Origin of the sequence: Oceanobacillus halotolerans (genome assembly GCF_010993955.1) — a bacterium.
GTDB classification, from domain to species: domain Bacteria; phylum Bacillota; class Bacilli; order Bacillales; family Amphibacillaceae; genus Oceanibacillus_A; species Oceanibacillus_A halotolerans.
Genome location: NZ_WIXL01000004.1, coordinates 1 through 19,193 on the forward strand (window position 1 = coordinate 1; position 19,193 = coordinate 19,193).

The window sequence follows — 19,193 nt, forward strand, 5'->3', positions numbered from 1 at the left end:
AGTAGAATACAGAACTCAACCCAGCCAATCAGCTGCATAATAAAACTCTAACTTTTAGGGGTAACCACCAAATCATACGCTTTTTATATGAATCTATTAGTTTACACGTCTTACAAGTCCAGAAAATTGACCTGCCCAATAACCACTATCCATTCTTTCAACAGCTACACCAGTACTGCTTTGGGATCCAATAAATTTGCCGCCGCCAACATAAATCCCAACATGGCCATTCGTTCCATTTGTATTGAAGAATACGAGGTCTCCTGGCTGCATGTTACTTGGTGAAACTTGTGAACCTACATTAGCCAATGCACCTGTTTGAGCTGGTAAAGAATACCCTGCCTGTGAGTAAGCCCATGATACAAACCCAGAACAGTCAAAGAATCCATTTCGAATATCGGATGCGGTACGTCCACCACCATACACATACCTAGAGTTTCCTCCAGTGTATTTATACCCAGCATTAATTGCAGCACTAAGATTTCCACTACCACTAGCTGGTGATTCATTACTTAGCTGTTTCACGTTACTTTCGGATGTAGAGGAAGGCTCGTCTACTATACTACTTTGAACTTGTTGTTCCAAAGCCACCAAGTTGCTTTCTTCCATTTCTAATTCTTCTATTAAGTTATTTAAATTATTTTCTTTTTCTTTTAATTCTTCTTTTTTCGTTTCATTTTGTTCCTTTTGTTCTAGGATTACGTCTTGCATTCCTTCAATTTCTATCTTTTTAGCTTCTAGTTCTTCCAATTTTTTTTGTATATCTTCTTGTTTCGTTTCTACTTCTGCTTTATCTGCTTCCTGTTTTTCCATTAACGCCGCATCAGAATCTGTTATTTTTGTAACGGCAGAAACACGATTAATAAAATCTCCAAAGCTTTTTGAGCCAAAAATCACTTCTAAGAAACCGATATTTCCACCATTTTTTTGATAAGATACTGCTCGTTCTTTTAAAATATCGTAGCGTTCTTCAATTGCCTCTTCCAACTCTTCAATTTCTTCTTCTAATTTAGCTATTTCTTCTTCTGTTATAGCTATTTCCTCTTCTGTTTCTTGCATTTTTTCTTTGTTAATTGTTAATGCTTCTTGTGTTTGTTCAATTTCTTTATTGATTTCTTCTAACTCTATTAAAACGTCTGCGACTTGATCTTCTGCGTCTGATAGTTCTGATCGAATCTCTTCCAACTCTTCGGCTTGCACATAGTCAGTCATTAACACACTACTAAACCCTACAACACTAGCAGTAGTTAATGTAATAAGTGTTTTCTTCAATTCGATTCCCCCCCGAATCATTTATTTCAACGTAACGTTTATCTTTCTTATGTAACAGATGATGTCTATCACGTTATATAATCTATTACTTTTTACTAGATATTTCGTAGTATATCAGCAAAACATAACATGCATGTTAGAGAAATATTACAATTATATTTCATTTTTTGACAGAAAACTCAATAAACGAGATCTTCTTAGCCAATAAACCTCAATTATTATAATAAAAATCTAGCATCATGTAAATAGATTCCTTTTATAGCTGACTATTGCCTTTAATGGAAGGGGGAAATTTAACGATAGTTGCGTTACAATTAAAATGGAGGTGTTTGGCAGATGAAGCTATTTCACATCGCTGGTAGTCGTGTTGTAAAAACAGCTGTTGCTATTTTCGTTACAGCTTGGCTTTGTGAATTATTAAATTGGCCACCAGTTTTTGCCGTTATTACAGCAATTGTTACGTTAGAGCCTACTGTATCCGATTCCATTAAAAAAGGACTTGTGCGTTTTCCTGCTTCAGCTATCGGCTCAGCCTATGCAGTACTATTTATCGCACTTTTTGGGGATTCCCCATTAACTTACACACTTGCAGCTGTGTTTACCATTGTGACGTGCTATCGGTTAAAATTACATGCAGGCCTTTTAGTTGCAACATTAACAGCAGTTGCCATGGTTGAAGTAATACATAGCAATTATTTCATTTCCTTTGTTATACGTTTAGGTACGACAACCATCGGCTTAATCGTCTCTTCTGTTGTTAATATGTTTATTTTGCCACCAGACTACACAGAAAATATAGTAAAAAATATTCAACGCATAGGGAAACGAACTGGGATTACCATTCAGAAGGTATTTCGTGATATTTTAGAAGATAAACCAGAGGAGAATAATGCAGAACGAAAACTAATGGATCAACTTGATAGAAAAATACATCAAACAGAAACCTTGATTCGTTTTCAAAGAGAGGAATCGAAGTATCATCCGCTTGCTGGTCATGAAAAAAGTAAATTTCAACATGCTCAGGAACAATTAAGACGGTTACGGTTAATTCAGTATCACTTAGATAATTTAGTGAACACACCCCTAAAAACGAATACATGGACCAGTGAAGAAAAGTCACTAATTTTACATGCTGTTACAGAACTAGCTCAAGGAATGCAACAACAATCCTATTATAATCCAGCTAAACACCAACAGCAGTTAAAGCAACTAACTGAATTATTTTGGGAGGATAATGAAGAAATTACCAAAAAAAATGATGTACATCCAACTACATTTCCACCAGAACTTATCATCTTATATGAACTACTTTCCATTTATAACCTTGTTACACAATATTATCGAGAAACCTAAAAGGAGGCTGTCAATTTAATGACAACCTCCTTTTCCTATTCATACTAAACAGTTTTTCGCACGTTCAATTGCCGTTTTCACCTCATCTGTTGATACATCAAAATGAGTCGTAAATCGTACAGTATTTGGTCCAAATGGAACAGCTAAAACGCCTTGTTCCTTTAATCGATCTAAGAATGCATTTGCACTTAGTCCCGCTTTTTCAGTATTGATGAGAACAATATTGGTATCAACACTATTTTCGACGGTTAACCCTTCAATTTCACCCAATCCTGTTGCTAGCAGGGATGCATTGGTATGATCCTCTTCTAATCGGTCAACCATCGTTTGCAATGCAACTAGGCCTGGTGCTGCAATAATTCCCGCTTGTCTTAAGCCTCCACCTAGACGTTTACGCCATTTACGTGCTTTTTTAATAAATTCCTTTGTTCCAGCAATGATCGATCCAACTGGTGCACCTAAACCTTTTGATAGGCAAAATTGTACAGAATCTGTATAGGTCGCATACTCTTTTACACTAATCCCTGTCGCCACTGATGCATTAAATATACGAGCACCATCAAGATGAACGGGAATATGCTGAGATGATGCTAATTGATAGATTTCTTTCATATTTTCTAATGGTACAATTGCTCCACCTGCTCGGTTATGCGTATTTTCTAAACAAATCAAACTCGTTTCTGGTTGGTGAATGTCATCTACACGTAATGCTGCTTCGATGGCTTTGGGATCCATCGTACCATTTTCCCCATTAATTGTACGTGGTTGTACCCCAGCAAAAGCAGAGATAGAAGCACCTTCATAAAAGAAAATATGTGAATCTGCTTCTAAAATAATTTCTTCCCCAGGCTGGCAATGTGTTAATACTGCTATTTGATTCCCTTGTGTCCCACTTGGTACAAACATGGCTGCTTCTTTTCCTAACATTTGAGCAGCAGTTTCCTCTAATTCGATTAAAGTTGGATCTTCATTATATACATCATCCCCAACTGGTGCGTCAAAAGCTGCCTGTCTCATTTCACGTGTTGGCTTTGTAACCGTATCACTACGTAAATCAATCATGTTATCCTCTCCCACTATAACTTTATATCTATTGTAAGCAAATTCTTACTTGATTGAAACCTATTATACTCATTTAATTCACTCCGTAAAACATGTACAATGTTGCACTTAAAAAATTTTATTCATATGAACTTTATCCACTAACTAAAACTCCATCTCTTAAAATACACCAAAAGACAACACTTCGTTTGAAGGCAGATAACTGCTCCACCAAATGTGGAACACTTTTCACCGGATTCCTTATTGTAGATTAAATTCGTCCGCAATTAGTTGATAGGATTTTTTACGAGCTTTATAGCTATGTGTAATCGTAACAATCATCAATTCTTCTGTATTATACACTTTCTGAAGATTAATTAATTGCTCCTTTACCTCTTTCGGATTACCAATAATCATCTTTTCTTTCTGTTTCTCTGCATCCTCTACCTCTTCTTCCGTATAAGCATATGATTTTGCCTCTTCTATTGAAGGAATACCATTTTTTCCTTCCCCTTTTGCTTGTTGAATTTTCCATAGCTGTCCACTTAAGGCTAATTCTTCAGCCTCCTCTGTTGTTTCGGCACAAATAGCAGAGACCGCTACAATTACCTTTGGTGATGTATTAGGGTGAGTTGTAGATAATGAATCCCGATACCGTTTCACAATAGTAGGACCATCTTGATCACTCATAAAATGACCAAACGCATAGTGCATCCTTTTTTCGGCAGCTAAAACTGCACTTTTTTCACTCGTTCCAAGAAGCCAAGGAACTGGCAAATTCTTCGGGACTGGTGAAGGCTTTACATTATGATAAAGATGACCTTCTGGAAAATCATTATGTAAAAAATGAAGTAATTCATCTAACTTATCAGGCATATCTCGAACGTTCGCTAAAAAATCTCCTGATAAAGCCATAGAAGCTTCTGCAGATCCACCTGGTGCTCGTCCAATCCCAACATCGACACGATTGGGAAACAAAGTAGCTAGAAGATTGTATCTTTCCGCTACATTATATGCCTTGTAATGTGGTAATAATACCGCACCTGCTCCAAGGCGAATTTCCTTTGTTCTGGATCCAATCATGGCTAACATAATATCTGGCGCGGGACTTGCTAGACCTGACATATCATGATGTTCTGCCACCCAATAACGGGTAAACCCTAGTTGATCAGCCTTTTCGGCCAGTTCAATTGTACTTGATAAGGCATCATTAGCTGTATGCTCTTCTGATATAGGAGATTGATCAAGAATACTTAGTTTCACCTGTTATCACTTCTTTCTATCTAAAATATGCTTGTTACCCATAGCTTTATTTTTAAACTCTTAAGCTTTTCCATAATTATACACCTCTTATCTGCTTTTTTTAAATTGTCATCATATTTTGCCGTTTCATTGTATATAGTTAAATGATGTTCTTCATAAAAAGGGGGAGGGGAGCGTGCATATAGCAGATGGTGTGATTAGTATTTCAGTCGCGGCCACGACAACAGTTGGTGCTGTCGGTATATTAGCCTATTCACTCAAAGGTACAAAAGAAGAAGAAATTCCTAAAATTAGTTTATTGGCTGGTGCATTTTTTGTTGCATCACTAATTAATATACCAATTGGTCCTACCTCCATACACCCACTCTTAGGTGGATTTCTCGGACTTGTCCTAGGACGACGTGCCCCATTTGCTATCTTTATAGGTCTTATTCTTCAAACACTTCTATTTCAACACGGTGGTATTAGTACATTTGGTACAAACATGCTACTGATGTCCATTCCAGCACTTTTCGTCAACTATTTATCTTCTATAAAGAAAAACATTCCCTTGTTTCTAAAAGGCTTCATCGCAGGTGTAATAGCTATTTGTATTGCGGTCTTCTTATTAATACTTTTGTTATTTCTTTCAGACCAGCGATATGCAGAAGGCACTTTTTCAGTAATTCGTTTGCTAGTGTTGGCCTATTTTCCACTAGCGATATTGGAAGGTATTGTCACAGGAGTAGCGTACAAGTATCTATATACAATGCGACCAAGTCTATTCAATGGGGCTGGAGGGACATCTTCATGAAAAAGTATTGGCGTTGGAGCGTCTACCTTATTCTATTTTTCTTATTCGTGATTTTTTTTGAATCTGAAACCGTATTTGCTCACCGTATGGTTGTAGAACCGATTGAAGATGGTGTCGTTTACGTTCGGTATGATGATGGAACACCTGCTAGTGCTGCATACGTTACAGCCTATGATGAGACGGGGGACGTATTAGTAGAGGGGCAGGTCGATGAGGAGGGGTATTTTTATTATGATCACGATGAAGAGATAGATCGCTTTGTGGCTGACGATGGACTTGGTCATCGGTCAGCATCAAAAGACAAGATGGAGTCACCGCACATATTAGAGAAGATTCCATTAGTCATTCGAGCATTATTGGGAACAGGAGTTGTTGTTTTTATAGCAGCCATTTTTAGTTTTAGAAATAAATAAAGTAACCAATAAGAGAATGCTCGTGATTACGTACTACAAATGTTATAAGGGGGATGACATCATGAAAAGGAAATTATTGTTCGGAATTGCATTTTTGTGCTTTTTCTTTATATGGACACCTGCTATCGCTGCACATGAGTTATATATTGAAGTAGAGGAATTTACAGATCAAGAGGAATTACGAGTCGATGTATTGTGGGGACATATTCGCGACTATGTTAGTGAAGCAGAGATAGAAGACTATCAATTACATGTTCGTTATCCAAGTGGAGACACAGAACAACTCCCCCTAGAAGCTGTTGGTGTTCATGCACGTGCCTACGTACCGATTATTGAGGAAGGAGATTATACATTTTGGGCTACACGTGAGGCAAGTACCTATACACCAGAAGAGGAGGATATTACACAATTAAGTCTTCAAACTGCTAAAACCATTTATCAAACTGGTGACAATAATACAAATGCAGACCAGGCAATTGATGCAGATTTTGAAATCATTCCGACAAGCGACATTTCTGATTTTACAACTGGTACGTTTGAGGGAGTAGTCTATTTAGATGGGGAACCAAGTGCTAATGCATCCATCACCGCTTATGGACCTAATCATGAAGTATTAGAAGGATTAACAAATGAAGAAGGTCACTTTGAATTCACATTTGATTCCGCTGGAAAATGGTTATTGAAGTCAGATCTTACATTAGAGGAGGATGGAACACTAGGGGAAGAAGCATATGAAGTTACAAGTCATACCTCAACACTCCTTGTGGACACCTCCATAGAACAGACGGAAAATGAAACAAACTTGATTGCCATGTTCGCGATGCTAGTAGTTGGTTTATTGTTCGGAGCTTCTGTTGCCATGTTTATCCTAAAGTTAAAAGGAAAAACGTCATAGCTTAAGGCTGTTTTCTAAAAGATTATTGCCCGTGGTAAAAGCGACTGTCCGGAGCGGAAATCAATGCACAACTTTACTGCACATAATATAGATGTTGCGACGTAGGAAACAACAAAGGTATGCGAAAAGAGACTAACTGAATGATAAGTGTGGTGAGTGAAAATGGAAGATCAATTAGAAGAAGATAAGATACGTAAATGGGCACTAGCATGGGAACCACGTACAAAATTAGTTGCCGTTATCCTCTTTATATTTGGAGTCATTAGTTTAACAACGATACCCACTACAGTTACAGCTTATCTTTTTTCTCTACTAATGATCCTATTAATGGGTATATCCATCACACTCGTATTAAAACGATATTTAATTATTTTACCATTTCTATTATTGATGACAATTCCACTGCTATTCAGTACTGGCTTGACGGTTTCCAATGAGAACCTCACATTTGCTATTCTTATTTTATTGAAAGCTTTTACCGCGATGACCGTTATATCCATTCTTTTAGATACACAAACAATGGAACAATTCATGAGAAGCCTTGCTGGTTTACGGGTCCATCCAATCATTATCACCGTTTTAATGCATAGCTATCGATATGTATTTTTGTTTTTAGATGATATACAAAAAATGCAAATTGCTGCTAAATCACGTTTGTTTAAGGGCGGAATTAGCATCAGAAACCTAAAGATCTTTGGTCAGCTAATCGGAGCATTGTTAATTCGTTCAGTGGACCGATCAGAACGTGTATACAAAGCAATGACATCACGTTCATTTGATGGACGATTAAGAGTGCGTCCAACTTCAACGATAACTAGTTTAGATTATCTTAAAACTTCTTTTATGCTCATGATGATCTTTTTATTAATTTTTGCAGAAAATTGGGTTGGATAGGAATAAAAGCAAGAAGAACCATTATAGACTAAAAAAGCCACGTCCTGTGGCAACTCCTATACTAGACCATCTGGATGGTCGTACAGAGGTGAGGGAAGTCTCGCTACAGCTTTAGCACTGGCCAATGAAAACTCTTGCATCCTTATGTCTATCGGCAATTGGACGTCAATCACTCGAAGCTGGACGTGGCTTTTCAGGTTATTCAGTTATCTAATTTTTCACACGTTAGGAAAGTATAAAATTTTGCCAAGAAGTGGATTCGACGTAGCTAAAATTTTTATGTCCCAAGTATAAGAAAAACTAACACATTCGCTAAAAGACTAGCGAATGTGAGTTTTTCTAATACCTTCCTAGCAATAAAACCTGTAACTCGCATGGAAATGTTACAGGTTTTAGCCTTTATTTTTCTTTACCGTAATGCTTCATTAAAAAGTGCACGAAAATATCATCCCTTGCCAACCCTACCTCATGCTGACGTTTTAAAAACTTTTCCGCATCGGTAAAAGTCGCGAATGTTTCAGGCATTTTCGTTTGATTTTTTTCAATTACCCACTGCCCATCTCTGGCAGGATATAGAAAAAACCAGTCTTCTTCTCGATTTTGATAAAGCGTACCAAAGGAAGATTCCTTTACATTATATCGATTTCGATATGCATCTTCTGGTAATGGTTTTAGCGGGAAGCTTTCTGCTACAAATAATTGATACGCTTCATCTGTTAATGAACATCCCGAAGCTTTCGCATGTCCACCACCTCCAAATGTACTAGCTACATCTGACACATCCACATCATCATGGATCGTTCGAAAACCGACACGTTTTGCTCCTAGATTCAAAATAACGATGTAATCTAGATGTGGATAGGTTTTCCCAAGCTCATTTCCTAATTCAGAGTGATACGATTCAGCATGAACAATCCCAGCGTAATAATCATGTACTTGTTTTTGAATAAGCTCCCGCCTTTTCCGACGAATATACCTTATGATTTTATCGTCTTCCATATCAAGTAATTTCGTCTCAAAATCATCAAAATAAAAGCGATCACTTATACTTAAACGTTCGATCATCATTTCTTCAAATTGATGGATCGAAAGTAAAAAGAACAGCGAATTAAGGCGTTTAGCCTGTTCGTTGCCATTTGCTTCCCATTCCCATGTATCATATTGCCGAATCAGCTCAACAAATTCTGTTAAAGCTTTAGATGGTTGTAGTAGTTGTTGTTCCACCAAATAGTCGTAAAATAAAGACGTTGCTGAATTCAGTTTTCCTACATCATCTTCTACTGCGACATGACCCCAATCATACTCATTAAAGTGAAGAGATGTTTTGTGGTGATCGATAAACTGAACCTTCCCACCTTCTTGATAAAAGCTTTCCAATCTAGTTTCGTTTTTCTCATTAACTGACAGGTCTGTAATAAACAGAAAAGTTCCTTTATTTCCATGATCTAAAAAATATTCTACTTCACGATCAAGTCCTGATACGGAATTATAACGAACCGATACCTCTCTCCCTAAAGCTAACTTTGCTAAAATACCGCATCCAACTCCATCTAAATCATTATGTGATAAAAGTCTATACATCTTTGTCACCTCTTTTAGTAGTATGAGTTATAGAATGTATTTTATTGCATAAATCATTGTTGATTATTTATATGTAATTACCTTATTTTGATTAAAATGGATTAAACTCCGCACCTGTCTACACAATAATCCAACTACGACATAACTTAATTATGTGAGCGAAGTTCTCACCGAAAATCTTTTCAAAAAGGAGGAGATTTCATGACTGCAACTTATGGTGCAGGCGGAGGCTTTGCGTTAATAGTTGTATTATTCATCCTACTAATCATCGTTGGTGCTTCTTGGGGCGGATATGGCGTATACTAAGTAGCAAGCAAAAAAAGTGCCCGTACTGATGCGGGCACTTTTTGTTTTTAATTTATTGTAAACACACCAGTTAACATTTCTATAGGCTGCATATATCATGGAGTAGTGTTCTCTGTTACTTTTTGGAACCTTTTTTTGTCGATTTGGTCACTGAGAGGCGGTCTCTGTTTCCTTTGAGCTTTTTTTCTCGCCGATTCGGTCACTGACACGTGGTCTCTGTTACTTTTTTACTTCTATTTTTACCAGTTATGTCATAGAAAGACTAAAACGCCATCACACTCAAATATAAAAAATTTAATCTACATACAACAAAAAACCACCAATTTATGTATTGGTGGAGACGGTGGGAATCGAACCCACGTCCAGAGATATTGCCACTCAGGCTTCTACACGTGTAGTTGGTATATTATCATTCACTAATCTTTCAGCCTACCAACAGGCTTCTAAGTTAGCTAGTCTGATTAATTTCAACGACCATCCTCAGACGGCGAATGACCGTATAGCCCGCTCGATTTGAGACCCTTCAATCTGCCACACGGGCGATAGCAGGAAGGATCGCTTAAGCAGTGCTTACGCAGCTGCTAAAGCTGGTTGATTGTTTTCTTTGCCAGTTATATTTAGGCGATAACGTTTTACGAGCCGTAACCTCGACGCGCAACCTGAGCTCAACCTATCCCTGTCGAATCCGTAACGTCCCCATATAAAATGAGAAAACGCTTGGGATCATTGAGCTATTATTAACTTGTTAATGTCTCCCTAAGACAATTCTTATTATAGCATATTTCACGTTAAAATCAAGGCATGGAAGGATTTAACAGCTCTAACGCATGTGATCCTTGATCGCTCGGTCTACATCTCGTTTCATTTGCTTACGTTTAAGATCTTCGCGTTTATCATATTTCTTTTTCCCTTTACCTAGTCCAATTAACACCTTGGCAAATCCATTTTTAATATACAGCTTCAATGGAACTAATGCATACCCCTGCTGCTGTGTTAACCCAATTAATTTATCAATTTCTTTTCGATGTAATAGCAGTTTACGAGTACGTGTTGGATCATGATTAAATCGATTTCCTTGCTCATAAGTTGCAATATGCATATTAATTAACTTTACTTCTCCGCGATCAATTCGAGCATGAGCATCTTTTAAATTGACGCGACCAGCACGGATCGATTTAATCTCTGTACCTTGTAGGACAATTCCTGCTTCATACGTATCCTCAATAAAATAATCATGTGATGCTTTTTTATTTTGTGCAATAACATTTCCTTTACCCTTTGGCATATGATTTCCTCCTACTCCTACATGGCATTTATTTTACCAAACATTCTTAGTGATTCCAATTAGTTGGATGTATTAAGCTGTACCTCTATTAGGAAGTACAGCTTCTATATACCAATTATCTCGTTTACATGAATAATAACAAACTTACTGCCATCAGTGCCATCCCACTAATCACACCATAGATAGACAGATGTGCTTCATCGTATTTTTTAGCTGCAGGTAGTAATTCATCGAGCGAAATAAATACCATTATACCCGCAACAGCCGCAAAAATAATGCCAAACATCATATCACTTAAAAATGGCATCAATACTAAAAATGCTACCAATGCGCCGACTGGTTCAGCTAAACCAGATAAAAAGGAATACTTAAATGCCTTCTTTTTACTTTCCGTAGCATAATAAATTGGTACAGAAACAGCAATGCCTTCTGGTATATTGTGTATCGCAATAGCAATAGCGATTGCTAGACCTAATGTTGGATCTTGTATAGTCGAAACAAATGTCGCAATACCTTCAGGAAAGTTATGAATACCTATCGCTAATGCAGTAAAGACGCCCATTTTCATCAAATCTGGATCTTTTAATACCCTTTTTGGTTCCTTCATATCCTCAATCTTTTTTAGTTCGTGTGGATTCGAATATTTTGGGATAAAACGATCAATTACCCCAATTAAAATCATTCCTGCAAAAAAGGAGATTACTGTTACCCAATTTCCACCTATTTCACCTAACTCACTGATTAACGCTTCTTGAGCTTTAAAAAAGATATCAATCATTGAAACATAAATCATGACACCAGCCGAAAAACCCAATGAAAACGATAGAAATTTCGTATTTGTCGTTTTAGCAAAGAAAGCCAAAAAACTACCAATACCTGTTGCAAGACCAGCAAGTAAGGTAAATAAAAACGCTAAAACTAATTCTTGTGACATTTCACCTTTCCCCTTTTTTTTGGACATAATAACGAATGTTTACCTAACGAAACTTTTTAATTGATAGCTATATATTATTCCAAAAAATCTTATTTTGCAACCATTTCAGCCACTTTTTAAAATTTTCTAAATTGATGTACTCTAAACATAGAAAAAGACTAATTCATGGGGGTTTCCCACTCATTAGTCTTTGCCTATCCATCAACTATACTATGTTATTTTTTCCTTTTTGCCCTAATTTTTTTCTTATTTTTTTTCGTATTTTTTGCTTGAACTAATTCAAAGTCCACAACACGCTCATCTAAATTAACACTTACAACTCTCACCTTCACTTCATCACCTATACGATAAATAGAACCTGTACGCTCCCCGATTAATGCATAGCTACGCTCATCAAAGTGGTAGTAATCATCGGTTAAGTAGCTAACATGGACTAATCCTTCGACCGTATTTTCTAACTCGACAAATAGCCCAAAGTTGGTAACAGAGCTAATCACCCCGACAAACTCCTCACCAATTTTATCTTGCATGTATTCGGCTTTCTTCAGATCATCTGTTTCTCTTTCGGCATCCACCGCACCTCTTTCTCTTTCGGATGTATGCCGTGCAATTTCAGGTAATTTTTCTTTCCAGTGTTGAATCGTTTTTTCGTCCATTTTCTTTTCAATTAAATAGGTCCGAATCAGACGGTGGACAATTAAATCAGGGTACCTTCTAATTGGTGATGTAAAATGTGTATAGTAGCTTGTTGATAAACCAAAATGTCCGATACTTTGCGGGTCGTATTTTGCTTGTTTCATCGAACGTAACATCAGTTTAGAAACAATCATCTCTTCAGGCTTACCTTGTACTTCCTCAATCACTTTTTGTAATGCTTGTGGATGAACTTCATTTGCTGTTCCCTTTACAACGTATCCAAGTCCAGCTAGAAAATCAAAAAATTTACCAAGTTTTCCTTCATCAGGGTCTTCGTGGATCCGGTGAATAAATGGTACATCCATCCAATGGAAATGCTCAGCTACGGTTTCATTTGCTACTAGCATAAATTCCTCGATAAGACGCTCTGCAACAGAACGTTCACGTAACACGACATCCTCTGCTTTTCCATTATTATCCACTAAAACTTGCGCCTCTTTAAAGTCAAAATCAATTGCGCCACGTCCCATCCGTTTACGGCGGAGAATTTCAGCTAACTTCTCCATCTCCTCAAACATCGGAACAAGTTCTTTATATCTAGACCGTACTTCTTCATCTTGGTCTACTAAAATTTTATTCACATCTTTATAGGTCATCCGTTCATTGGTACGAATGACACTCTGAAAAATTTCATGGTTGACTACCTCTCCAGCTGATGTAATTTCCATTTCACAGCCTAGCGTTAATCTGTCCACTTGTGGGTTTAACGAACAAATGCCATTTGATAAGCGATGCGGAATCATAGGGATAACGCGATCCACTAAGTAAACACTTGTCCCACGTTCGAATGCTTCTTTATCTATTGGAGAGTTTTCTTCCACATAATAGGTTACATCCGCAATATAAACGCCTAGTTTATAATTTCCATTCTCTAATTGTTTAACTGTTACAGCATCATCTAAATCTTTCGCATCTGCACCATCAATGGTGACAATCGTTTCATCCCGTAAATCACGTCGATCTTTTATTTCCTCTTCAGAGATTGTATCGGGCGCTTGTTTGGCTTGATTCAACACTTCATCAGGGAAATCAATCGTAATTCCATTCTTATGAATGATCGAAATAATATCGATACCTGGATCATTTTTATGACCTAAGATATGGATGATTTCACCTTCAGCGCTTTTACGGCCTTCTGGATATTTGGTAATACGTGCAATCACTTTATGGCCGTCAACAGCTCCATTTGCCATATTTTTAGGGACAAATATGTCATTTGGGATCCGCTTATCATCGGCAATAACAAATCCGAACGACTTATTATCTACATATGTCCCAACTACTTGTATAACCGCACGTTCTAGAATACGAATAACAGTTCCTTCAGGTCGTGATTTCTCTGTGTTTCCTTTTTCAATACGAACAAGTACGCGATCATTATTCATGGCTGAAGCTAAATCAGATGGTTGAATATAAACATCTGACTGACCTTCATCATCTGGAATGAGAAAAGCAAACCCTTTTGCATGCATTTGAATCCTACCACGAACAAGATTCATTTTTTCAGGGAGACCAAAGCGATTTTTACGAGTACGAACAATTTCTCCTGATTCCTCTAATTCGTTTAACGATTTGACAAGCTCCTTAAAGTCTACTGAATCCGTAATGTGGAGTCCTTCCTCAATCTCATCAACTGCTAACGGTTTTGTACTATTTTCGTTAATATAGTTTCTAATTTCATCTTTCATTTTGTCACTCATGTTATCACCTTCTTTCATCTTATTGTTAACTTCTTCTTATTTATTATCATTCTTCCCACTCAAGGGATTCTAAGAACTGATAAATGTCTTCATGTAATTGTTCTTTTTCTTTATCCATTGTGATAACATGTCCAGATTCTTCATACCACTTTATCTCTTTGGTATCTGCTTCAACATTTTGATAAATATGGTTAGCACTATTTGTATTAATCATTTCATCTTGCCTAGCCTGCACGACAAAAGTAGGTGCATAAATGGTATCAACATTTGCACTAACCTCATTAATTAAATTACCAATCTCATGGAACATATTATCAGACTTATCGAGTAATGTTTCAATTTCGTGATCAATCGTTTCCTTATCTTTTCCTTCTAATTGCTTATACTCTTTCGCTTTTGCAGTGAACCCTTTCGTTAACTCTTGTTCATTATCAAAGAACATTGGTGTACACATTGGGATAATTGCTTTTATTTTTTCCGAATATGCTAGTTTTAAACCTAGTACACCACCTAATGATAATCCAGCTACTGCAATTTCCTCATATCCTAAATCACGTAAATGCTGCAGTGCTTCTTCTACATCCTGCCACCATTGATCTGGATTGGTTTGAATCAGTTCTTCCAGTGGTGCACCATGTCCACGTAAAATTGGTGCATGACTTGTATACCCTTTCTTTTCTAAAAAACGGCCTAGCATGCGGACATCAGCAGAGTTTCCTGTAAATCCATGTAACAGTAACACAGCACGTGGACCTGCCTCAAATGTAAATGGTTTTGGTGGTTTAATTTTCATAATGCCTTATCTCCTTCGCCATATTTTTGTAAGAATGTATGTAAATGTAAAAAATTTCCTTGCTTTTCCGTTAAAAACCCTTATCACGGACTTTCGTGATAAGGGTTTGCGTTTATTGCAAAACATATGCACTTAAGAAAGCTAAGATGAAAAACAGCACTGCTGTTACAATCGTTCCACGGTGTAGAATCAAATCGACACCTCTTGCTTTCTGTTTTCCAAATAGCTGTTCAGCCCCACCTGAAATTGCTCCCGAAAGACCTGCACTTTTACCTGATTGTAATAGAACGAGAACAACCATCACTATTGCATCTATAACCAATAAAATATTAATAACACTAACCATGTCCCCATGACACCTCCTAAAGCGACAAATACCTATAAATACTTTAGCATAAATAAGACATCCCTAGCAAGTTCGATTTTCTAGATAAGTGTATTCATTTTGCTATTTCAAGGAAATCATACGATAATAGAACATGGTAGGTGATAAAATGCAAAAAGAGTTTACCCTCAAAACGAATGATGGACTTGAGATTTTTTACAAAAAATGGAACAAAACAACCCAAGAACCTAAAGCAATTATTCAGGTGGCCCATGGAATGGTAGAACATATTGGACGTTATGATGAGTTTGCAAACTATTTGGCAGACAATAATATTGTTGTTTATGGTAACGATCACCGTGGACACGGGAAGACGGCTGAGAGTCAAGGCATTTTTGGCTATTTTGCAGCTGAAAATGGATTTCAAAAGACGACAAACGACTTAATCGAGATTACAAAAATAATTCGACAAAGCTATCCTTCAACGCCAATATACTTATTTGGTCATAGTATGGGTTCTTTTTTAGCACGTCAATATATTCAGACAAGCAGTCACTTAATTGATGGTGTTATTCTGATGGGGACTGGTTATTTTCCAAAAGCGTCACTTTTAGCTGGTAAAACAATGGCTAGTACATTACCACCTTCTGAAAAATCAAAGTTAATGAATAAAATTGTCTTCGGTTCATATAATCAACGAATTAAAGGACGCAGAACCATTTTTGATTGGTTAACCAGGGATGATGATGAGGTTGATGAATTTATACGTGATCCATACAATGGCTTTGTGCCAACAGCAAGATTTTTTTATGACTTAATGGATGGTTTATTACAAATTCATGACCAGAATCAAAACAAAGAAATACCGAAAAATCTACCAATGCTATTCATTAGCGGTGATAAAGACCCTGTTGGGGAATACGCAAAAGGAGTATGGCGAACCGCCCATCTATATGAAGAGTTGGGATTAGAAAACATTACCACTGTTCTTTATGAAGGTGCAAGACATGAATTATTACATGAGATAAATAAAGAAGAAGTCTTTCGAACAATATATGAGTGGATAAATCAACAGTGTAGGAAGAAAAATAAGGAATGATTTTAGTTTACTATTAGTACGTGTTCAAAAAGGAGGATAAAAAGGACCGAGTCGGCTAAGGTCTCAGGCGTCCTGTTGCAACGCCTCACGCTAACGTCCTGTCGAGTCCCACTGGCTAAAACCGTCACGTCAATCGCAACGCCAGTACTAGCACGTCCAGTGCGTCGAAAGTCGAGGCGGCGAAGCTCCCAGTAGTGGAGCGGATGTGCAATTAATACGTGAGCACAAGGAATGCTCCCTAGAATCTACATCACACGAAGGAAAAGTGTAGTTCTTTTCAAAGGAGCTAAAAAGTAGAGCCAACGAAGAAATTAGATGTGTCATTTTTACCGGACTTTTTGAACATCCTTATTAGAGTAATTGGTTGTATGGACAAGTAATGGTGATTACTTGAAACAACTTGTACAAACCATATAAAATGAAGTGTAGACGAATTTTTACTGAAGGGTTGGTAGAACGACAATGACAAACATCCAAGGAATTGCCGCATCATCAGGGATTGCGATAGCAAAAGCATATCAGCTTGTTACACCTTCATTAAACTATGAAAAGAAAACAGTTGAAAATGTAGACAAAGAAATCGAACGACTAGATGACGCACTAGATATTTCAAAGCAAGAACTAGAAAAAATAAAAGCACATACAAAAAAAGAACTTGGTGATGAGCATGCTGAAATATTCTCAGCACACTTACTTGTGTTAAGTGATCCAGAACTTATTAATCCAATGAAAGAAAAAATTAAATCGGACAATGTCGTTGCAGAAGCGGCACTAGAAGAAACAGCCAATATGTTCATTGATATGTTTAAAAATATGGATAATGAATACATGCGAGAACGTGCTGCTGACATACAAGATGTGACTAAACGTGTAATGGCACATTTGATTGGAGTCACATTTCCAGATCCAGCATTAATTGATGAGGAAGTAATTGTGATTGCAAATGATTTAACACCATCCGATACAGCACAATTAAACCGTCAATTTGTGAAAGGCTTTGCAACTGATATTGGAGGTAGAACATCCCACTCTGCTATTATGGCAAGATCACTCGAAATTCCAGCTGTTGTTGGAACAAAGGAAGTAACACAATCCATCCAACAAGATGATATGCTGATTGTAGATGGAATCGAAGGGGTTGTCATCGTTAACCCATCAGATGAAGAACTAAAAGCATATCAAGAGAAACAGGAAAATTTTGCAAAACAGAAAGAAGAATGGGCGAAATTAAAAGATGAACCATCACTTTCTAAAGACGGAGAGCAAGTTGAACTTGCTGCTAACATTGGTACGCCAGAAGATGTAGTTGGTGTGTTAGATAATGGTGGAGAAGGAATTGGTCTATATCGAACAGAATTTTTATACATGGGTAAAAGTGCACTACCAACAGAGGAAGAACAATACGAAGCTTATAAATCGGTGCTAGAACAAATGAACGATAAACCTGTTGTGGTTCGAACACTTGATATTGGTGGCGATAAAGAATTAAGTTACCTAGATCTGCCAGAAGAACTAAATCCATTTTTAGGCTTCCGTGCTATCCGTTTCTGTCTAGAAAATGAGGATATTTTCCGTACACAATTACGTGCATTATTACGTGCAAGCGTTCATGGCAACTTAAAAATTATGTTCCCAATGATTGCAACACTAGAAGAATTCCGTCAAGCAAAAGCATTATTATTAGATGAAAAAGAGAATTTGAAAAACGAAGGTAAAGATGTTTCCGATAGCATAGAAATTGGTATTATGGTGGAAATTCCATCTACCGCTGTCATCGCGAAGCAGTTTGCAAAAGAGGTTGATTTCTTCAGTATTGGAACAAATGACTTAATTCAATACACCATGGCTGCGGACCGTATGAACGAACAAGTTTCATACTTATATCAACCATATCACCCAGCAATCCTAAACTTAGTCAATAATGTCATTGAAGCAGCACACAGTGAGGGAAAATGGGCTGGTATGTGTGGCGAAATGGCTGGCGACTCCATTGCCATTCCAATTTTACTTGGATTAGGATTGGATGAGTTTAGTATGAGCGCGACATCCATCTTACCTGCACGTACACAAATCCGCGGGTTATCAAAAGAAAAAATGGAGTCCTACAAAGATAAGATCCTATCCATGGGTACAGCTGAAGAAGTTATGGAATTCGTTAAAGAAAAAACAGAATAAATAAGGTGTAAAAAATGCTCAGGCTTTTTATAAGGACCTGAGCACTTTTTTGTTTAAGAATGTGTTCGTTTTGTGCTGCATCAGTTTGGGTGATTGTTGCACGAGTTTGAGTGATTCTTGCATGAGTTCGAGAGCTTGTTGCATGAGTTTGAGTGATTCTTGCATGAGTTCGAGAGCTTCTTGCACGAGTTTGAATGATTCTTGCATGAGTTTGAGAGCTTGTTGCATGAGTTTGAGTGATTCTTGCATGAGTTCGAGAGCTTCTTGCACGAGTTTGAGTGATTCTTGCATGAGTTCGAGAGCTTCTTGCACAAGTTTGAATGATTCTTGCATAAGTTCGGGAGTTTATTGCACGAGTTTGAGTGATTCTTGCAT

The 19,193-nt window shown here is 37.3% G+C and carries 17 protein-coding genes and 1 other RNA gene; 8 read left to right on the top strand and 10 right to left on the bottom strand.

Features of this window, described 5'->3' with window-relative positions; translation table 11 throughout:
- Positions 1 to 96: 96 nt before the first annotated feature.
- On the bottom strand, positions 97 to 1,272 hold the full coding sequence (locus tag GHC26_RS06575; RefSeq protein ID WP_226376882.1) for a C40 family peptidase: 1,176 nt from the start codon (positions 1,270 to 1,272) through the stop codon (positions 97 to 99).
- Between the two features lie 336 nt (positions 1,273 to 1,608).
- On the opposite strand from GHC26_RS06575, the gene GHC26_RS06580 reads away from it, so the two are divergent.
- Entirely contained in the window at positions 1,609 to 2,625 is a 1,017-nt protein-coding gene (locus tag GHC26_RS06580; RefSeq protein WP_163970477.1) for an aromatic acid exporter family protein, read from the top strand.
- Between the two features lie 39 nt (positions 2,626 to 2,664).
- Here the strand turns inward: GHC26_RS06580 and ltaE are convergent, their stop codons facing one another.
- Together ltaE and GHC26_RS06590 are read right to left on the bottom strand one after the other, a co-directional pair.
- Entirely contained in the window at positions 2,665 to 3,687 is a 1,023-nt protein-coding gene (gene ltaE, locus GHC26_RS06585; protein WP_163970478.1) for a low-specificity L-threonine aldolase, read from the bottom strand.
- A gap of 240 nt (positions 3,688 to 3,927) precedes the next feature.
- Positions 3,928 to 4,929 carry an LLM class flavin-dependent oxidoreductase gene (locus tag GHC26_RS06590; RefSeq protein ID WP_163970479.1) on the bottom strand — a complete coding sequence of 334 codons (1,002 nt, stop codon included), beginning with the start codon at positions 4,927 to 4,929 and terminating at the stop codon, positions 3,928 to 3,930.
- Positions 4,930 to 5,104: 175 nt separating this feature from the next.
- Between GHC26_RS06590 and GHC26_RS06595 the strand changes: the two genes are divergently transcribed.
- From GHC26_RS06595 to cbiQ, 4 genes are all read left to right on the top strand, one after another.
- Complete coding sequence (locus GHC26_RS06595; protein WP_163970480.1) at positions 5,105 to 5,722, top strand: CbiM family transporter; 618 nt, start codon at positions 5,105 to 5,107, stop codon at positions 5,720 to 5,722.
- The gene (locus GHC26_RS06600; protein WP_163970481.1) at positions 5,719 to 6,135 is read left to right on the top strand and encodes a hypothetical protein; all 417 of its coding nucleotides are present in this window, start codon (positions 5,719 to 5,721) and stop codon (positions 6,133 to 6,135) included. Before GHC26_RS06595 ends, GHC26_RS06600 begins: the two co-directional genes overlap by 4 nt.
- Before the next feature lie 61 nt (positions 6,136 to 6,196).
- Positions 6,197 to 7,030 (top strand): DUF4198 domain-containing protein, encoded by an 834-nt coding sequence (locus tag GHC26_RS06605; RefSeq protein WP_163970482.1) that lies wholly within the window; start codon positions 6,197 to 6,199, stop codon positions 7,028 to 7,030.
- Positions 7,031 to 7,192: 162 nt separating this feature from the next.
- A complete protein-coding gene (gene cbiQ / locus GHC26_RS06610; protein WP_163970483.1) occupies positions 7,193 to 7,924 on the top strand; it encodes a cobalt ECF transporter T component CbiQ in 732 nt (243 codons plus the stop codon).
- A 399-nt stretch (positions 7,925 to 8,323) separates the two neighbouring features.
- On the opposite strand, the gene GHC26_RS06615 is transcribed toward cbiQ, so the two are convergent.
- Positions 8,324 to 9,505: a DHH family phosphoesterase gene (locus tag GHC26_RS06615; protein WP_163970484.1), complete on the bottom strand. Its 1,182-nt coding sequence runs from the start codon at positions 9,503 to 9,505 to the stop codon at positions 8,324 to 8,326.
- A gap of 201 nt (positions 9,506 to 9,706) precedes the next feature.
- Here GHC26_RS06615 and GHC26_RS06620 point away from each other — a divergent pair, with 201 nt between their 5' ends.
- Entirely contained in the window at positions 9,707 to 9,811 is a 105-nt protein-coding gene (locus tag GHC26_RS06620) for a YjcZ family sporulation protein (protein WP_163970485.1), read from the top strand.
- Positions 9,812 to 10,143: 332 nt separating this feature from the next.
- Here the strand turns inward: GHC26_RS06620 and ssrA are convergent.
- The 6 genes from ssrA to secG all read right to left on the bottom strand — a co-directional run bounded on the left by ssrA (position 10,144) and on the right by secG (position 15,565).
- Positions 10,144 to 10,509, bottom strand: a transfer-messenger RNA (tmRNA) gene (gene ssrA, locus GHC26_RS06625).
- Positions 10,510 to 10,631: 122 nt separating this feature from the next.
- Positions 10,632 to 11,096, bottom strand: a complete 465-nt coding sequence (smpB, locus tag GHC26_RS06630) for an SsrA-binding protein SmpB (RefSeq protein ID WP_163970486.1) — start codon at positions 11,094 to 11,096, stop codon at positions 10,632 to 10,634.
- 124 nt (positions 11,097 to 11,220) lie between these two features.
- A complete protein-coding gene (zupT, locus tag GHC26_RS06635) occupies positions 11,221 to 12,030 on the bottom strand; it encodes a zinc transporter ZupT (protein ID WP_163970487.1) in 810 nt (269 codons plus the stop codon).
- 215 nt (positions 12,031 to 12,245) lie between these two features.
- Complete coding sequence (gene rnr / locus GHC26_RS06640; RefSeq protein WP_163970488.1) at positions 12,246 to 14,426, bottom strand: ribonuclease R; 2,181 nt, start codon at positions 14,424 to 14,426, stop codon at positions 12,246 to 12,248.
- Between the two features lie 46 nt (positions 14,427 to 14,472).
- A complete protein-coding gene (locus GHC26_RS06645; RefSeq protein ID WP_163970489.1) occupies positions 14,473 to 15,219 on the bottom strand; it encodes an alpha/beta hydrolase in 747 nt (248 codons plus the stop codon).
- A gap of 112 nt (positions 15,220 to 15,331) precedes the next feature.
- Positions 15,332 to 15,565 (bottom strand): preprotein translocase subunit SecG, encoded by a 234-nt coding sequence (gene secG, locus GHC26_RS06650; protein WP_163970490.1) that lies wholly within the window; start codon positions 15,563 to 15,565, stop codon positions 15,332 to 15,334.
- Positions 15,566 to 15,713: 148 nt separating this feature from the next.
- On the opposite strand from secG, the gene GHC26_RS06655 reads away from it, so the two are divergent.
- Both GHC26_RS06655 and ptsP read left to right on the top strand, forming a co-directional pair.
- Positions 15,714 to 16,643: an alpha/beta hydrolase gene (locus tag GHC26_RS06655; RefSeq protein ID WP_163970491.1), complete on the top strand. Its 930-nt coding sequence runs from the start codon at positions 15,714 to 15,716 to the stop codon at positions 16,641 to 16,643.
- A 462-nt stretch (positions 16,644 to 17,105) separates the two neighbouring features.
- The gene (gene ptsP, locus GHC26_RS06660; protein WP_163970492.1) at positions 17,106 to 18,818 is read left to right on the top strand and encodes a phosphoenolpyruvate--protein phosphotransferase; all 1,713 of its coding nucleotides are present in this window, start codon (positions 17,106 to 17,108) and stop codon (positions 18,816 to 18,818) included.
- The last annotated feature ends 375 nt before the right edge of the window (positions 18,819 to 19,193 follow it).

Coding starts and splice junctions, on each gene's coding strand:
- rnr (WP_163970488.1), bottom strand. CDS start 14,426: ATGAGTGACAAAATGAAAGATGAAATTAGAAACTATATTAACGAAAAT.
- GHC26_RS06600 (WP_163970481.1), top strand. CDS start 5,719: ATGAAAAAGTATTGGCGTTGGAGCGTCTACCTTATTCTATTTTTCTTA.
- secG (WP_163970490.1), bottom strand. CDS start 15,565: ATGGTTAGTGTTATTAATATTTTATTGGTTATAGATGCAATAGTGATG.
- GHC26_RS06655 (WP_163970491.1), top strand. CDS start 15,714: ATGCAAAAAGAGTTTACCCTCAAAACGAATGATGGACTTGAGATTTTT.
- GHC26_RS06580 (WP_163970477.1), top strand. CDS start 1,609: ATGAAGCTATTTCACATCGCTGGTAGTCGTGTTGTAAAAACAGCTGTT.
- ltaE (WP_163970478.1), bottom strand. CDS start 3,687: ATGATTGATTTACGTAGTGATACGGTTACAAAGCCAACACGTGAAATG.
- GHC26_RS06615 (WP_163970484.1), bottom strand. CDS start 9,505: ATGTATAGACTTTTATCACATAATGATTTAGATGGAGTTGGATGCGGT.
- ptsP (WP_163970492.1), top strand. CDS start 17,106: ATGACAAACATCCAAGGAATTGCCGCATCATCAGGGATTGCGATAGCA.
- smpB (WP_163970486.1), bottom strand. CDS start 11,096: ATGCCAAAGGGTAAAGGAAATGTTATTGCACAAAATAAAAAAGCATCA.
- cbiQ (WP_163970483.1), top strand. CDS start 7,193: ATGGAAGATCAATTAGAAGAAGATAAGATACGTAAATGGGCACTAGCA.
- GHC26_RS06605 (WP_163970482.1), top strand. CDS start 6,197: ATGAAAAGGAAATTATTGTTCGGAATTGCATTTTTGTGCTTTTTCTTT.
- GHC26_RS06620 (WP_163970485.1), top strand. CDS start 9,707: ATGACTGCAACTTATGGTGCAGGCGGAGGCTTTGCGTTAATAGTTGTA.
- zupT (WP_163970487.1), bottom strand. CDS start 12,030: ATGTCACAAGAATTAGTTTTAGCGTTTTTATTTACCTTACTTGCTGGT.
- GHC26_RS06645 (WP_163970489.1), bottom strand. CDS start 15,219: ATGAAAATTAAACCACCAAAACCATTTACATTTGAGGCAGGTCCACGT.